A 16,116-nucleotide genomic window follows, 5' to 3' on the forward strand; every position below is an offset into this window, starting at 1 on the left:
AACCAGCTGGAGGCCAGCGGCGCATTGCTCGGCGGAGAGTTTACCGGGCATATATTCTTTCGGGAGCGCTGGTACGGGTTTGATGACGGTATGTATGTGGCAGCGCGTATGCTTGAACTGCTAAGCCTGAGTCCTTTACGCCTGCAGGAACATATCGCTCGCCTGCCTGAAAGTGTTGCGACCCCTGAGATCTGTCTGGCGACCGATGAGCAGCAGAAATTTGTCATCGTCGACCAGCTCAAAGCTGGAGACTATTTTGAGGGCGCCGAAATCAACCTGCTCGATGGTTTGCGGGTAGAGTTTCCTACCGGTTGGGGTCTGGTGCGAGCGTCTAACACTGGGCCGGCTCTGAGTCTGCGCTTTGAGGCCGATGACAAAGACGCATTGGCCAACATTCAACAACACTTTCGAGAAGCCCTGCGTTCGGTTGATCCTACGCTGGACCTCAAATTTTAATCAGGAAAAAACTTATGTCTCTTAGCATCAAGGGCGCCTCCGACGTTGCCCACGTTCTTACAGAAGCCCTCCCGTACATCCAGAAATTCACGGGCAAGACCATTGTGGTCAAATTTGGCGGCAACGCCATGGTCGACGAGAAACTGAAAGAGCAGTTTGCGCGCGACGTCGTGCTGATGAAGCTGGTGGGCATGAATCCCATCGTTGTACACGGCGGTGGTCCTCAGATAGGCGAGCTGCTGAAAAAACTCAACATTGAATCCAGTTTTGTTGATGGTATGCGCGTGACTGACAGCGCCACGATGGATGTGGTAGAAATGGTGCTGGGCGCCAGCGTTAATAAAGAAATCGTAGCGCTGCTAAACCGCAACGGTGGTAAAGCCATCGGCCTGACGGGTAAAGATGGCCAGTTGATCCGCGCCAGAAAACTCAAGGCAACGCGCAAAACGCCGGAAATGTCAGTGCCGGAAATCATTGATATCGGGCATGTCGGTGAAGTTGAGGCGATTGATGCCGGGGTAATCGATATGCTGCTAAACAGTGATTTTATTCCGGTGATAGCGCCAATCGGTGTCGATAAGAATGGCGAGAGTTACAATATTAATGCTGATCTGGTGGCCGGTAAAATGGCGGAAAAGCTGCAGGCTGAGAAGCTGATGCTGTTGACCAATGTGGCCGGTCTAATGGACAAAGACGGCAAGGTGCTTACCGGTCTGAGCACTGAGCAGGTCGATGGCCTGATAGCCGATGGCACCATCTATGGCGGAATGCTGCCAAAAATTGGTTGTGCACTTGACGCCGTCAAAGCCGGGGTTAACAGTGCGCATATCATCGACGGCAGGGTACCTCATGCGGTATTGTTGGAAATATTCACAGATCGAGGTGTTGGCACCTTGATTACCAATCAAGAATAAGACTGGACGACCATGACCAAGCGTTCATCGCGCAAACAGGAAATCCTTGAAGCTCTGGCCCATATGCTGGAAGCGAATCCCGGGGATCGGATAACCACGGCCAAACTGGCGCAGGCGGTTGGTGTCTCGGAAGCGGCGCTCTATCGGCATTTTCCCAGTAAGGCCAAGATGTTTGAAGGGCTGATAGAGTTCGTGGAAGAATCCATTTTTTCCCGGGTTCAGGTCATCACAACAGAAGACGCTGAGGCCTTGTCGCGCTGTTACAAAGTGCTCAGTCTGCTGTTGATGTTTACCGAGCGTAACCCGGGGATCACGCGCATACTCAATGGTGATGCGTTGGCCGGTGAAACCGCCCGCTTGCGATCCCGCGTGCAGCAGTTCTATGACCGGCTCGAGACTCACCTCAAGCAGATACTGCGTGACGCTGAAGTGCAGGAAGGGCTGCGTCCTATGGTGACTGTTTCGGCGGCAGCCAATCTGTTGTTGGCCAGCGCGGAAGGGCGTATCTGTCAGTATGTCCGCAGCGAATTCAGACGCAAGCCCACCGAGCACTGGGATGAACAGTGGCAGCTACTGACAGTGCAATTCTTCAAATCCACCCATAATCCTGCCCAATCCTTTGCTTAACGCCGGTAGCTGATATGCCCCGTGCGGGGCTGGCTGTTATACTGCGCGGCGTTTGACAGACAGAGCGAGGCAGCGATGAGTTTCACAATGGCGTTTATCGGCGGCGGCAACATGGCCTCGAGCATTATTGGTGGGCTGGTGGCCAGCGGTGTTGATGCGGGTGCGATTTGGGCGGCCGACCCTTCGGCGGAAAGCCTGTCGCGGTTGCAGCAGGTAGCCCCGGTAAATACCACATCAGACAATAGCGCTGCCGTGGCTGCGGCAGACGTCGTTGTTCTCGCGGTAAAACCCCAGATCATGAAAGCAGTCGCCGAAGGTCTGGCTGCCGATGTACAGGCACGCAAGCCGCTGATTATCTCCATTGCAGCGGGTATAGAAGTGGCAAGCCTGCAGCATTGGCTCGGCGGCAACCAGGCCATTGTTCGAACCATGCCCAATACGCCTGCGTTGGTGCGCGCCGGTGCGACCGGCCTGTTTGCCAATGGCGAAGTGAGCGACGAACAGCGCCGGCAGGCGGCAACCATCATGCAGGCGGTTGGCAGTGTGCGGTGGTTTGACACCGAAGCGGCGCTGGATGCAGTTACGGCGGTGTCTGGCAGTGGCCCCGCCTACTTTTTCCTGGTGATGGAAGCCATGCAGAGCGCTGGCGAAAAGTTGGGGCTCAGTGCCGACGACGCCAAGGCATTGACCTTGCAAACCGCATTGGGTGCCGCGACCATGGCGCTGCAAAGTGACGTGGAGCCCGACGAGCTACGCCGCCGCGTAACATCACCCAACGGAACAACTGAGCGAGCAATCGGTGAGCTTGAGCAGGGTGGTTTACGCAACATATTTGAGCAGGCGCTAACCGCCGCTCGCGACCGCTCTATAGAACTGTCACGTGAACTCGGTGATTGAGGACAAACCATGGGCCCCCTGACAGAAATCGGATTTTTACTGGTTCAAACATTTTTCAGCCTGTATCTGGCAGTGGTGATACTGCGCCTGCTGCTGCAGCTGGCAAGAGCAGATTTTTATAACCCCATTTCCCAGTTTATGGTGAAGGCAACCAACCCTGTGTTGCTGCCGCTGCGGCGGGTAATCCCGCCAATCGGCAAGGTGGACACGGCCTCGGTTGTACTGGCCCTGCTGGTGCAGATGGTGGCGATGGTGGCGATCATCGCATTGTTTGGTGCGCGCTTGCCAAACGTGCTTACGTTACTGGGCTGGTCTGTGATCGGCTGCCTTGCGCTTACCGTCAACCTCTACTTTTTTGCCATTATCATTAATATCATTTTGAGCTGGGTGGCTCCGGGAACTCACCATCCCGCCGCCGTGCTGCTGTATCAGTTAACAGAGCCGGTAATGCAGCCCTTTCGCAAGATCATCCCGCCAATGGGGGGCATTGATCTCTCACCGATCATGGTGTTTTTGGTGATCAGTGTGTTGCAAATTCTGCTCAAGTCCATGGCGCAGTCGGCGGGGCTGAGTGCGGTATTGGTGTTTGGATTGTGAAAGATGCGGATCGTGGGGCGTGCATTCGACGCTTGGCCTGCGTCCGCCGGATTGCTCGGGAGATGTCTGAATGAGCGCTGCGCTTCCTGCTGATTCCGTAGGCATCGTCGAGCCGCATACTCACCATTTCAGCGAGCCATTGATGCTGGCTTGCGGCCGCACGCTCGACGAATACGATATCGTTTATGAAACCTACGGCGAGCTCAATTCGGCGAAGAATAACGCCATTCTGATCTGTCACGCCCTTTCGGGTCATCATCATGCCGCCGGCTACCATAGCGTTGACGACAAAAAGCCGGGCTGGTGGGAAGTGTGTATTGGCCCCGGTAAGCCGATCGACACCAACCATTTTTTTGTTATCAGCATCAATAATCTCGGTGGCTGTCACGGCAGCACCGGGCCGGCAAGCATAAACCCGGCCACGGGCAAACCCTGGGGCCCGGATTTTCCGCCGTTGCGATGTCGCGACTGGGTGGCCTCCCAGCGGCGCATGATGGAGCTGTTTGGCATTTCCCAATGGGCCGCGGTTATTGGCGGTAGCTTGGGCGGGATGCAGGCCATGCGCTGGGCGCTCGAGCATCCGGAGGAAGTGCGTCACTGCGTCGTCATTGCCTCGGCAATGCGGCTGACGGCACAAAATATTGCGTTTAACGAGATTGCCAGGCAGGCCATCACCTCTGATCCGGATTTTCACGGCGGTCGTTATCTTGAGCACGAAACCATTCCCAAGGCGGGGTTGGCGCTGGCGCGCATGGTAGGGCACGTCACCTATTTGTCAGAAGATGGCATGGGCGAAAAGTTTGGGCGCGAACTGAAGGTCGGCAACTTTCAGCTTGGGCAGGATGACAAGGTTGAATTTCAGGTGGAAAGCTACCTGCGATACCAAGGGGATGTGTTTTCCCGTACCTTTGACGCCAACACCTATCTGCTGATGACCAAAGCGCTGGATTATTTTGACTTGGCTCGGGAGTACAACGACGATCCGGTGGAAGCCTTCAGCCACGCGACTTGTGGTTTTTTGGTGATGTCTTTTACCAGCGACTGGCGCTTTGCGCCGTCGCGGTCGCGGGAAATTGTTGATGCCCTGATCGCCGCGCGCAAACCGGTGTGCTACGCCGAGATTGAAGCGAATTTTGGTCACGACGCCTTCCTGCTGCCAATAGAACGCTATCTTAAAAGTTTTACGGCCTACATGAAGCGGGTAAAGCAGGAGGTCAGCGATGCGCTTTGATCTTAATCTGGCCGCAGAATGGACCCGGCCAGGCAGCCGCGTGCTGGATCTGGGCTGCGGTGATGGCAGCCAGTTGGCTTATCTGCGTGACAACCTGAATGTTGACGGGATCGGTCTGGAAATCGACGACCAGCATATCCGCCAATGCATGGAAAAAGGCCTCAGCGTTGTCGACCATGACCTGGACTACGGTCTCGGCAAGTTTCGCAGCAATAGTTTCGACCTGGTCGTGATGGCGCAGGCGCTGCAAACCCTGCGTTCGCCGCATCTGGTCATTGATGAAATGCTGCGGGTGGGACGAGAGTGTATTGTCACCTTTCCTAACTTTGGTTACTGGCGGGGACGGCTTTATCTCGGCGCGCGCGGCCGCATGCCGGTGTCAAAATTTTTGCCCTATACTTGGTATGACACGCCTAATATTCACTTTTGCACGGTCAAGGATTTTGAAAATCTTTGCCGTGATAAAGGGATACGGGTGCTACACCGTGCGGTTGTTGACGCTGCAGATCGGGAGAGCTTCATCGCTTCGCGGTTCCCCAATTTGTTTGGCGTTACGGCGGTATATCACATCAGTAAATAACCGGGAGAAGGTATGACTCTAATACAGCGCGGCCTGACCCTGCTGCTTTGCCTGGCGGCATTTGCTGCGCAGGCGGAACAGAAACAGCGGTTCGATCACTACGATGTGCATTACAGTATCGTCAACACAACGTTTCTAAAGCCGACGGTGGCCAAAGCTTACGGCATTGTGCGCGGTGATGATCGATTTATCCTCAATATCAGCGTGCGCGAAAATTCCGACGATGGGGATGTTGCGCGAAAGGCCGATATCAGCGGCTCTGTGTTTAACCTGATACATCGCAAGCCACTGGACTTTAAAGAAGTGGATGAAGGCGATGCGATTTACTACATTGCGCAGTTTGAAGGCGACAACAAGGAAACCCTGGATTTCACGCTGTCGATTCAGCCGGAAACCAGTCGTCGCAAATACAAATTCCAATTCAATAAAGTGATGTACACGGGCAAATAATGACACGTGTTGTACTGGCCAGCGGCAATCGCGGCAAACTCAAGGAGATGCAGCAGGTATTATCCGATACCGGCTTTGAGCTGATGCTGCAGACCGACTTTGATATTGTCGACGCTGAGGAAACCGGAAAAAGCTTTGTTGAAAACGCACTGATCAAAGCGCGTCATGCCAGTGCTGCAACGGGGTTGCCAGCCTTGGCTGACGACTCTGGCTTATGTGTCAGTGCGCTACAAGGCGCGCCGGGTATTTATTCGGCGCGATACAGCGGTGCCGATGCAAGCGATGCCTCTAATAACGAAAAGTTGTTGCGAGCCCTTACTGATGTGTCGGATCGCAGCGCCACTTTCGTATGCGTGCTGGCCTACGTGCGCCATGCCGATGATCCGCTGCCGCTGATTTTTCAGGGCTTATGGCGAGGCGAAATACTTGCCGAGGGTCGCGGTGACAATGGCTTCGGCTACGACCCCCTGTTTTACGTGCCGGAACTGGCGTGCTCGTCTGCCGAGTTGCCGTCAGAAATCAAAAACCAACACAGCCATCGCGGCCGTGCCCTTGCCCTGTTTCTGGAACAATGGCGCCAGAACCCTTCACTATTCAGCTGAGCGATGGCCGTGCGCTGCCGGGCCGCGCAGACCACACGTTATTGCGACAACTTCAGGATGCGGGCTGCTCGGTGCCAGTCGCCTGCAGCAATGGAAACTGTGGCCGTTGCTTTGCCACCCTGTTGTCCGGTGTGACCCATCCGCCCAGCGATCGCAATAAAGTGCCCCTGTGCACACACTTCGCCGACGCCGACATTACCTTGCAATTACCACAGCGGGCGCACTGGCGTTGCTATAGCTGTGAGCTGATTGCAGCCCAAGGCAGCGAAGCGGTTGTGCGTTTACCTGCCGGGCGACTTGATGTCAGTGGCGCGCAGTGGCTACTGGTCAGTGGCGGGCGGGCCTATTCTGCGCAGCTGATTGCTGACGATAAACGCCTGTTGACCTTGCAGGCGTCGCTGCCGATATGCACTGAAAACAGGGCAATGGTGCGGTTGTTGAATGTGGACAGTCAGCCAGGTGGCCGTTATCAACTGCGTAACGAAGCGCAGGTGGTGCTGTGCAATCTCACCGCAAGCGTGGCGCGAGAAATACAGATTTCCCTGATACAATGCGGGCTTATCATCACGCGCTGACGCCGTGATTTACCGATAGAAAATCGCATTACGCTCGCTCAGGAAGAATTATCATGCTCACTGCAATTGCAAAATTGCTGAAGGTGCTCAACTCGGATGACAACCCCGCACAGGTTGCGGTGGCAGTCGTTTTTGCCCTTATCATGGGTCTGACGCCGCTGATGTCCCCCCACAATCTATTCATTTTGTTATTGGTGCTGGTACTGCGGGTGAATCTGAGCTTTTTCCTGCTTAGCTTTGCACTGTTCTCCGGTATCGCTTATCTGCTCGATCCGCTGAGCATGCAGCTGGGTGCTGCGGTGCTGCAGGCTGAAGGCCTGACGGCTGTGTGGACTTCAATGTACCAGTCTTCCTTTTGGCGGTTTATGGCCTACAACAATACGCTGGTGATGGGTAGTGTTTGCCTGTCGTTAATTCTGGCCTTGCCTATGTACTGGGCGGTGGTGTGGGCGATAACCCGTTATCGCGACAAAGTAAGGGCCAAACTGGCCCAGACCCGGTTGATGCTGTTTGTCAAAAGCACGCGTCTGTTTGAACTGTACAGCGCACTGAATCGCTAGGGAGGCATGCTATGACAAAATGGATTCGCTGGTGGGGTCTCGGTGTTTTTGCAGGCATCGTTGTGTTGTGGATGCTGAGCATCGACTGGATCATCGAAAACAGTATCGAGTTTGCCGGTACCCAAGCGGTGGGCGCCAAGGTTGAACTCGACAGTGCGACCTTGTCGCTGCGCGACGGCACATTGGAGCTCAGCCATTTGCAGGTAACCAATCCTGATCAGCCCATGCAGAACCTGTTTGAGGCCGCACGCATTCACTCGCAAGTGGATCTGTATGCACTTTTGCGGCGTCAGTTTATTTCCGACGATGCGCGCATCGAAGGGCTTAACCTCTACACCAAACGCGACAGCAGTGGCGCTATTGATGGGCGCCTGTTCAGCTTTGGTAGTGCGACCAAAAGCGGCGAGAAAAAGGCGCTGGAGTTGGCATCGAAGCTGAATATTCCGGATGTAGGCCAGTTGGCGCAGGAAGAAAAGGCGCGTCTTCAGGCTGAAGTTGAAAGCATGCAGGCAGAGGTTGAGGCGATCAAGCAGGGCTGGGAGCAGCGCATGGCGCAGTTGCCCACCAAGGAGCAATTAGCGCAGTACAAGCGTCGCTGGGAAGAGCTGGAAGATCAGAATGCCCTGGTGCGTATTAAAGGTACTAAAGAGCTGCGTGATGATATCGATGATGATCTGGAAGCGCTCAAGGATCTCGACGATCAGATCAAGGCCGATAAAGCTCGCATAGCCGCACTGACAGAAAAAGCCAAGACCTTGCCGGGCCGCGAAGCGGACCGCTTACTGGCTAGCGTGGGGCTGGATGAGGGTTTCGAAGGGATGGTTCGCCATATCGTTGGCGACGAGGCCTATGCAAAAGTGAAGCAGGGCCTTTCGTTGTACCGGGTGGCGACCAGTCAGCTCAGTGAAGGAGCCGATGCGACGGCGAAAGAAGATGACGCTGCGAAACCTCAGCGGGCGGGTGGTGAGTACATCCGTTTTGCCCAAGAGCAGCCAACACCGGAGTTCCTGATCAAGCAGGCGAGCATCGATGGTAGCGTCCCAGTCGCCGGCAAGTTGATTAAGTTTGACGGTGTGCTCAAGGATATTACCAACGAGCAGAACATCTGGGGCAAGCCGATGACATTGCTGGCCAGCGGCGGCAGCGATGATGGCGCTAGCCTGAAGCTCGATGGTCTGTTTGATCACCGGGGCGACTCGCCATCGGATCAGCTAAACTTCGACCTGAGACAATTGGCGTTGTCGGCACTGACGCTGTCCGATAGCCCGACGTTGCCCATTACCCTGCAAAAAGGTCTCGCCAATATCCAGACAACGTTTGCATTGAATGAAAATGGACTCAACGCAACGGTAGACAGTCTCGTGAAGCAGGCGAGTTTTGCGGTGGCGGAAACGGCGGAAAACAAAACCGCCGAACTTATGCGCAAGGCTTTGGCCTCGGCCTCTCAGTTCGACCTTAAAATGTTCTTAAGCGGCAACCCGGATGATCCCGAACTGCGACTTAAATCCAGCCTCGACAGTTTGATCGGAGATGTGTTGGGAGCTGAAGTGAATGCCAAAGTCGCTGAGAAAAAAGCCGAGCTGAAAAGTGAGCTCGACAAGGTGCTGGCCGAACCCACAGCTAAACTGGGGGCTCACGGGGCGTCTCTGGATAAGTATCAGGGGCAGCTCCAGCAGTACCGAGAGCAGCTGAACGCACTGCTCAAAGAGCTGCGTTAAGCCGCAGCGATACGGGCCGCTGGCAGGAATGCCAGCGTGCCTTGAAAAAACCTATTCAATCCCCACCTAAGCTCAGTGCCGAAAGCAAACTGCCCGGTTTGCCTGGAAATTGTGTCAGCGACTTCCGATTTCGGTCTACCTGCAAGGTTTCAATTGCTGAGACAATTTTCAGGCCTCCCAGCTTTCGGCTCGATCGACCAAAACTTACGAGTCAACACAGTAGAGGAGGCATATCCGCATGGCAACATCCGCAGATCTCTACCCCTCGCGGCAGGGCGATTCAGAAGCCCTGCTGCCCCGACTTGATCCGGTGGTGTATTCGACTTCCGACACGCCGCTTGGTGAATCACAGTGTGCGTTTTATCGCGATAATGGCTACCTGATATTTCCCGGGTTATTGGCAGATATGGTCGCGCCGCTGCGCAACGAAATTGGCAAATTGAAGCGCGATCTGCGCGGCTGCGAAGAGCTGGTTCTGGAACCGGACAGCAATGAATTGCGCACCGTGTTCAACCCCATCGCATACAGCACGGTAGTGGATCGCTGCTTTCGCGATGAAAGAATCGTGGCGGTAGCGCGGCAGTTGTTGGGCAGCGAGGTATATCGCATGCAGTCGCGCATTAACATCAAGCCGCCACTGAAAGGGCGTGCCTTCAGTTGGCACAGCGATTTTGAAACCTGGCATGTCGAGGATGGCATGCCACGCATGCGGGCCCTGACGGCCTGGGTCATGCTGACAGAAAATCACAGCCACAATGGGCCGCTTTACGTGATTCCCGGTTCCCACCGGCAGTATGTATCCTGTGCGGGCCAGACCTGCACCGACAATTACAAAACCTCATTGCGGCAGCAAACGCTGGGCGTGCCCAGTCCGCAAATGATGCAAAGGGTGCTAAAAAATCGGCGCATTAAGGCCATTACCGGCGAGCCCGGCACGCTGGTGATTCACGAGTGTAATCTGTTGCACGCCTCGCCCGACAACCTGTCGGCAGATGCTCGCAGCATTGCTATGTGTGTATACAACAATGTGGAAAACGCGCCGCAAGCGCCCTTCAGCGGTTTGCCACCGCGGCCGGCGTTCTTGAGCTCACGAGACACCACGGCGGTGCGCGCGATTGCCGCCGAGGCGGCATGAAGCGTTAGCTGCGCGGAGGGTCAGCTAATTCGCGATGGCAATTTTACGTCGATAGCGCCGCCGCTTTTCTGCAGGCTTTCCTGAAAGAAAGCGGCGCTGCGCTCGTGTTCGCCCAGGTACGCCAGCAGGCGACCGAGTTCGGCACACACGTCGTGACCGGGGTCCAGGCGATAGCTGTTGTCGAAATATTCCCGGGCTTTGCCCCACAGCTGGTTTCGCAGGCTCAGTCTGCCCAGTGTCAGTAGTAGACTGGCGTCGTTAGTGCGTTCGGGCAGCCAAGCCTCGGCGGTGAGCAGCTGTTTGTCGGGTTCGGGACCGGCAACTTTGCCATAGAGCTCGACCAGCTCTCGCTGCCAGGATTTACGCAAGTGTTTGCGCAGCAAGTTTTCGGCTTCGCGATCCATACTGCGGCTGATCAGCTGCCGCACGTAGCTGGCCACCATGGTGTCATCCTGATGAACATCCTTCGGCAGTTTGTGCCACCAGTGGGCGAGCTCTTCGTCACTGGTTTTACTGGCGTCTGAATGTCTTTTGAGCTGCCCTAAAATACAGTGGCGGCGCAACGTTTCGAGCTCTTCAGCGTCGGTCACACCGTGCTTTTTCAGGTCGGGCAGCAGTGCTAGCAAGGCGTCCCAGTCTTCCAGTCCAAGGTAGACTGATTTTAACAACCGCAGTACGGCGGGGTGGCGAGCGGTATTGCGTTGGGCGCGGGTCAGGCTGGCGAGGCTTTCCTCCAGGCGGCCGTTCTGCAGCAGCAGGCGGGCCTGAACCAGTTCGATAGCTACATTGGCGCCCTGGGTGTTGCGCTCGGCGCGGGCGAGCAGCGCGCTGGCCTCGCGTGGATCACCCAGCGCATTGGCGGCATAGGCGGCGCCCAGATAATTGAGTAGCGGTTCGTCCACATCGTCAAGGTGTCGGGTGAGTAGGCGCTTGGCCTTGTCGTAGTTCCCTTCTACCAGGGCGATCAAGCCGTCGTTGCTCTGCCGGTTACTGCGCTGCTGGCGGCGCTGGCCAAGATAGCGCGCCAGTCGCGAACCGCCGCTCCAGCCAAAGTGGCTGAGACGCAGCAGGTAGTATCCAGCGCCCAACAGCAGCAGAAACAGCAGCAGAGCGACCCAGAATGAAGTTTCAATAGCCACATTGCCAATGGCGAGCAGCATATAGCCCGGATCGCGTTGTACAAGAACTCCCAGGCCGGCGGCTGCCAGCAGTGCGCCCAGTGCGATTAAAAAATAGCGAATCACGGTTGGGCCTCCCCCTCGCGACGCTGGTCGATGAGCGCAGCAAGGGCTGCAATGCTGGCGGTGAGCGGCGGGTTAGCAGGGCGAATGGTTTTCTGGCTCAAGTGCTCGATGTCGGCCAGTACAGCCTGCTCGGCTTCGCCGTTTCTGTAGTAGCGGCGCAGCCAGTCGCTGCAACGGGCCAATGCCTTGCGGAATAGGTCTTGGTTGCCGCTGGTCAGCGCCCATTGAGCCTGTTCGAACATCAGCTGCAGGTTTTCCTGAAACAATTCGCGTTGGCCGCCGGCGATTACGGATTCCTGATAACTGGCGTCGCGATCGCTGACCCGGATGTAAGAATCCAGCTTTTCGGCGGCGCGGACAAAGCCGTATTTGATTATTGGCCACACTGTATCCCAGGCGAGTTCCGGTGGTGGTTCCGGCGCCGGGGCGATCGGTTTGGCCCTGACTTTCCGGTCGGCAAGGGGTTGCAAGGCGATGGCTGCGGCATTAATGCTATCGAGTTCATCCTGAAGCGCACCGACATCAAAGGCGAGAATGTCCTTTACGTGTTCCAGATCGCGTGCGAGTACTGTCAGTACCGCATCGGTGCGGCTGTCCTGAGTCGTACGCAATTTGCGCTGCACATCCAGCAGCAGATCATTTACCGGAGTAAGGTCGCCACCTAGCTGTGCACGCTGGTGGGCCAGTCGCAGCAGGTATTCAGCTTCCGCCAGAATCCAGTCATCGCGATTCAGGCGCACTGCTTCATTCAGCCTTTCCTGGGTGGCGGTGAGTTGTACTGCGGTCTGATTCAAGCGTTGTTCCTGCTGTTGCAGGCTGTTTTCCAACACCAGCTGTTGCTGCTTCAGGGTTTCGCGCAGCTCTTTATCCTGAGTCGTCAGTTGCTGGCGCAAGCGCGCAAAAGCGTCCTGCTGTGCAGTAGCGAGCTCTTGCCGCAGATTCTCACCGGCACTGACCAGATCCTCGCGCCAAGGCTTTTGTGCCGGGCTGCCCTGATGCTGCAGCCAGAACTGGTAGCCCAGCCAGCCGCAGGCGGCGCCACCCAGCAGAAAGGCGAGCAGTGCTACAAAAAGAGTAAAGCCACCGCCGCGTTTGGGTGGTGGTGCTGATTGCTGTTCGGTGAGTACGGGTGGTTCCGGTGTGGTTTCGGCCGTGTCGGTTGCCGACATGCAGTGTATCCCCTAGTCAATGGTAACGCTGGTGCAGTATGGACTGCGCGCTCCTTTTACAGGGAAAGCGCAGCCGAACGCGCCGCCAGTAATGCAGAAAGCGTAGCATCAAGACTCGCGTTTTCTGCGGCAACAGTTCTAGCATAGCCCAGTTTTGCGGCAAGAGCAGCGACCCGTTCGCCGGGTGTGATTATTGGGCACTGAAACAGGCGGTGATTTGAGGGCAACCAGCTGGTCAGATTGTGCAGACTTTCGCCACTGTTCACCACGCTGCAGTTGATATTGGCCGCCGCGATTGCGTTCAGTCGCTCAGCGTTGCTGCCCGCTGGCGCTTGGCGCTGGTAGCACTCGATATAGTCCACGCGGGCGCCGCGTGTACGCAGGGTGTCTGCCAGGGTTTCGCGGCCGCCAATGCCGCGTACGATAGCGAATTTGCGATGGCTGAGCGATTGCAGGTCAGCGTGGGCCAGCAGGCTTTCGCTGTTCATGGCGCCGTCACCGCCACAGGCTTGAATACCGTGCTGCGCCAGCGCGTCTTTGGTGGCTTTGCCAATGGCCCAATAGGATTGGCGCACAGGTAACTGCGGCCAATAGTTGTCGATCATTGCCATGCCATGTTCCACGGCGTTGACGCTGATAAAAATGATGTCGTCGTAGTGATCGAGGTCCAGAATGCACTGGCGTGCCTGCAGTAGTGCTGACGCGTGTTTGTCGTTGTCCAGTGGTGCTATTTCCAGCGCTGGCAGGTGCAGGGCTTGGGCGCCCGCGCCCTGCAGGGCGGTGATGAGTTCAGCGGCGCGCTCGCTTGGGCGGGTTACCAGAACGCGCAGTCCTGATAGTGCCTCAGCGCTCAGTGTTGCCATAAATCGCTGCCAGAATATCACCAGCGCCCTGACTGAGCAGGGCTTCTGCAACGGCGCGGCCGAGTGCCTCGGGCTGACTGCTGGCGCCGCGCGCTTCTGCTTCGAGCAGGGTGGTGCCATCTGGTGCGCCAACTCGGCCACGCAGCCACAGCTGATCGCCTTCGAGCAGGGCAAAACCGGCAATGGGGACCTGACAGCCGCCTTCGAGGCGATTGTTCATGGCGCGCTCGGCGCGCACCCGCAGGTCGGTGTCACTGTGATTGAGAGGCGCCAACAGCTGTTTCAGTTCAGTATCGTCGCTGCGAACTTCAACACCCACCGCGCCCTGACCCACGGCAGGCAGAGATAAGTCTTCGTCAAGGAAACTGGCGATGCGTTCTTCCAGCTGCAGTCTGATCAAACCGGCCGCGGCCAGTACAATGGCGTCAAATTCTCCCTCGTCCAGTTTGCGCAGGCGGGTCTGTACATTGCCGCGCAGGCTGCGAACCACCAGATCCGGGCGCCGGGCGCGAAGCTGGCATTCGCGGCGCAGGCTGGAGGTGCCTACGCAGGCGCCTTGCGGCAGGTCGTCGACGGTTGCGAAACGGTTGCTGACGAACGCATCTCTGGGATCTTCCCGCTCGCAGATAACAGCCAGTTCAAGTCCGGCCGGGAAGTGCATGGGCACATCTTTCATGGAGTGCACGGCCATATCGGCGCGTCCTTCCAGCATGGCCTGTTCCAGCTCTTTGACAAACAGGGCTTTGCCGCCAATTTTCGACAGCGGCGAATCCAGCAGTTGGTCGCCACGGGTGGTCATGCCCACCAGCTCTACGTCGAGCCCTGGGTGGTGGCGCTGCAATTCGGCCTTGATGTATTCGGCCTGCCAGAGGGCGAGTAGGCTTTCGCGGGTGGCGATGCGGACGGTGCGGGTCAAAATGGCGCCTCTTTCAAGTACTGCGGGGTGCCCTATCATACGGTTCAGCCGCGCTACCGCAAGCCCCGGTGTGGATTGGGGCCGGGCTGGTGGCTGTGCGCGACTGATGCATGTGGGGCCAGTCTGTGAATCGTCGTCAGCCTGTGGCCCCGCCGATTTGCACAGCCCCGGCCGAAAGAGCGCTGCAATCAGGCTTCAGGGAAGGCTGTCCAACCTTCAACCCAGCTGCGTTTGATGCCGGGGCGTATGGCGCCGAGGAAGGTTGCCGCTTCGTCCCAGAACTCTCCTTGGGGGCGTTTTACTTGGCGCGCGCGGTCGCTGTTGCTGAGCAGTGGGATGTAGTCGGGTGCGGTGTTGTGTGCGGCGCGAGAGGTCAGGCCTGCATCGCTGTCGAGCCAGATATCGTCCATGCTGGCAAAGTATTCGGCCTCGGGAAAGCCGTTGTCGTCATCTTTGCCGTTCTCGTCGCTGAAAAAACCGTTTCCGCTGGCGCCAATTTTTTCTGCCACCAGACCGCTGAAACTCAGGCTGCCGTCGGCGATGCGGCGCACCGTGGCTTCATCGCGCACATCCACCAGTTCACCGGAGAAACCTTGCACCAGAAAATTGTTGAAGTGCCCACCGGTGCCTTCGCGCAGCGTCATGGCTCGTTGATATTTGTCTGGATTGCCCGAGCTGATCAGTGTCACGTTGTAAAACTCGGGTTCGGAGATGGGGCTGGCGGTGTGGTTATCGCCGTTATTGTCCCCTTCGAAGGCATTGTCGCCCACGCCCGGGTACTGCTGCACAATCAGGAACTGGACGCGCCCGCGCCAGCCGAGATCCCAGTCGAGTGAGTCGTCGCCGGCGCCGGTAATCAGAATGTTTCTGAGGTCGACGGTGCCGCCAAACACTTCCACCCCGTCATCCAGCGCATGGTGTACCTGCACACTGCGCACGATGGTATTGCTGCCGCAGCCACCCAGGGTCAGTCCGTTGAGCTCGTTGTTGGCATAGGCCTCATAGCCGGCAAATTCAATACGGGCAAATTCCAGTACGCCGCAATTGGAGTTTGGGTCGATACCGCCGAATGCTGCGCGAGTATCGCCCTCCGGCACCCCTTCGATGCGCGCGTCGTCAATATTGACCGGCGCATTGCCGAGCATGACCAGTCCGCCCCAGTCACCGGCTTTGCGCTTGCCAACCGGGTTGGCGCTAGTGAATACGATAGGCATTTCTATGCTGCCGCGGGCGTGCAGGGTTGCGTCTCGCGTTATGACCAGTGCCGAACCGTTTTTCCCAAGAACGGTTGTGCCGGGCTCTATTACCAGTCGTGCGCCGGCTTCGACATAGACGATGTCTTCGAGAAGCCAATGCTTGTCGGCGGTCCAGCGGTTGTCACCAAACAACGACCCGCTGACCGCTACCTTGTTGCTGCTCAGGCCCAGAGAATCGCGCAGCAGCCAGGCAGCGCTGGCGGAGATGACCAGCAATACGGTCAGCAGGCTCGGTAGTAGATAGCGGCGCTGGGTGCGTTTGCTGATATTGACGAAACCTTGCTGGGCCTGGGTGGCTGTGACGTCTGGATTCAAGGTCAGCCTCG

Annotated in this window: 17 protein-coding genes and 1 pseudogene; 13 read left to right on the top strand and 5 right to left on the bottom strand. The window is 57.0% G+C overall.

Going from position 1 to position 16,116, the window contains the following annotated elements; translation table 11 throughout:
- The 13 genes and pseudogenes from ABYP39_RS11095 to ABYP39_RS11155 form a co-directional block, all read left to right on the top strand.
- Positions 1-456, top strand: a pseudogene (locus ABYP39_RS11095) (phosphomannomutase/phosphoglucomutase); the annotation flags it as partial.
- A gap of 14 nt (positions 457-470) precedes the next feature.
- Positions 471-1,370: an acetylglutamate kinase gene (gene argB / locus ABYP39_RS11100; protein ID WP_372748253.1), complete on the top strand. Its 900-nt coding sequence runs from the start codon at positions 471-473 to the stop codon at positions 1,368-1,370.
- A 12-nt stretch (positions 1,371-1,382) separates the two neighbouring features.
- The gene (gene slmA, locus ABYP39_RS11105) at positions 1,383-1,997 is read left to right on the top strand and encodes a nucleoid occlusion factor SlmA (RefSeq protein ID WP_372748252.1); all 615 of its coding nucleotides are present in this window, start codon (positions 1,383-1,385) and stop codon (positions 1,995-1,997) included.
- Between the two features lie 75 nt (positions 1,998-2,072).
- Complete coding sequence (proC, locus tag ABYP39_RS11110; protein ID WP_372782540.1) at positions 2,073-2,894, top strand: pyrroline-5-carboxylate reductase; 822 nt, start codon at positions 2,073-2,075, stop codon at positions 2,892-2,894.
- Between the two features lie 9 nt (positions 2,895-2,903).
- Positions 2,904-3,491 carry a YggT family protein gene (locus ABYP39_RS11115; protein ID WP_372758183.1) on the top strand — a complete coding sequence of 196 codons (588 nt, stop codon included), beginning with the start codon at positions 2,904-2,906 and terminating at the stop codon, positions 3,489-3,491.
- 70 nt (positions 3,492-3,561) lie between these two features.
- On the top strand, positions 3,562-4,722 hold the full coding sequence (locus ABYP39_RS11120; RefSeq protein WP_372748085.1) for a homoserine O-acetyltransferase: 1,161 nt from the start codon (positions 3,562-3,564) through the stop codon (positions 4,720-4,722).
- Entirely contained in the window at positions 4,712-5,302 is a 591-nt protein-coding gene (gene metW / locus ABYP39_RS11125; RefSeq protein WP_372782542.1) for a methionine biosynthesis protein MetW, read from the top strand. The genes ABYP39_RS11120 and metW overlap by 11 nt, the downstream gene beginning before the upstream one ends.
- Positions 5,303-5,314: 12 nt before the next feature.
- Positions 5,315-5,752: a DUF4426 domain-containing protein gene (locus tag ABYP39_RS11130; RefSeq protein ID WP_372748083.1), complete on the top strand. Its 438-nt coding sequence runs from the start codon at positions 5,315-5,317 to the stop codon at positions 5,750-5,752.
- Positions 5,752-6,354: an RdgB/HAM1 family non-canonical purine NTP pyrophosphatase gene (gene rdgB, locus ABYP39_RS11135; protein WP_372782544.1), complete on the top strand. Its 603-nt coding sequence runs from the start codon at positions 5,752-5,754 to the stop codon at positions 6,352-6,354. The genes ABYP39_RS11130 and rdgB overlap by 1 nt, the downstream gene beginning before the upstream one ends.
- Positions 6,324-6,929 (top strand): 2Fe-2S iron-sulfur cluster-binding protein, encoded by a 606-nt coding sequence (locus ABYP39_RS11140; protein ID WP_372782546.1) that lies wholly within the window; start codon positions 6,324-6,326, stop codon positions 6,927-6,929. Before rdgB ends, ABYP39_RS11140 begins: the two co-directional genes overlap by 31 nt.
- A gap of 53 nt (positions 6,930-6,982) precedes the next feature.
- A complete protein-coding gene (locus ABYP39_RS11145) occupies positions 6,983-7,489 on the top strand; it encodes a TIGR03546 family protein (RefSeq protein ID WP_372748080.1) in 507 nt (168 codons plus the stop codon).
- A gap of 11 nt (positions 7,490-7,500) precedes the next feature.
- A complete protein-coding gene (locus ABYP39_RS11150; RefSeq protein ID WP_372782548.1) occupies positions 7,501-9,207 on the top strand; it encodes a TIGR03545 family protein in 1,707 nt (568 codons plus the stop codon).
- Between the two features lie 238 nt (positions 9,208-9,445).
- On the top strand, positions 9,446-10,342 hold the full coding sequence (locus tag ABYP39_RS11155) for a phytanoyl-CoA dioxygenase family protein (protein ID WP_372782550.1): 897 nt from the start codon (positions 9,446-9,448) through the stop codon (positions 10,340-10,342).
- 20 nt (positions 10,343-10,362) lie between these two features.
- Here ABYP39_RS11155 and ABYP39_RS11160 read toward each other — a convergent pair whose 3' ends face one another.
- The 5 genes from ABYP39_RS11160 to ABYP39_RS11180 all read right to left on the bottom strand — a co-directional run.
- A complete protein-coding gene (locus tag ABYP39_RS11160; protein ID WP_372748077.1) occupies positions 10,363-11,586 on the bottom strand; it encodes a heme biosynthesis HemY N-terminal domain-containing protein in 1,224 nt (407 codons plus the stop codon).
- Positions 11,583-12,755 (bottom strand): uroporphyrinogen-III C-methyltransferase, encoded by a 1,173-nt coding sequence (locus tag ABYP39_RS11165; protein WP_372782552.1) that lies wholly within the window; start codon positions 12,753-12,755, stop codon positions 11,583-11,585. Before ABYP39_RS11165 ends, ABYP39_RS11160 begins: the two co-directional genes overlap by 4 nt.
- A 56-nt stretch (positions 12,756-12,811) precedes the next feature.
- Entirely contained in the window at positions 12,812-13,618 is an 807-nt protein-coding gene (locus ABYP39_RS11170; protein WP_372748075.1) for a uroporphyrinogen-III synthase, read from the bottom strand.
- Entirely contained in the window at positions 13,599-14,573 is a 975-nt protein-coding gene (gene hemC / locus ABYP39_RS11175) for a hydroxymethylbilane synthase (RefSeq protein ID WP_372782554.1), read from the bottom strand. Before hemC ends, ABYP39_RS11170 begins: the two co-directional genes overlap by 20 nt.
- 149 nt (positions 14,574-14,722) lie before the next feature.
- Positions 14,723-16,116 (bottom strand): hypothetical protein (locus tag ABYP39_RS11180; RefSeq protein WP_372782556.1); only part of this gene is annotated, 1,394 nt, incomplete at its 5' end.

The organism is Litorivivens sp. (assembly GCF_041625495.1).
Taxonomy (GTDB): Bacteria; Pseudomonadota; Gammaproteobacteria; order Pseudomonadales; family Spongiibacteraceae; genus Litorivivens.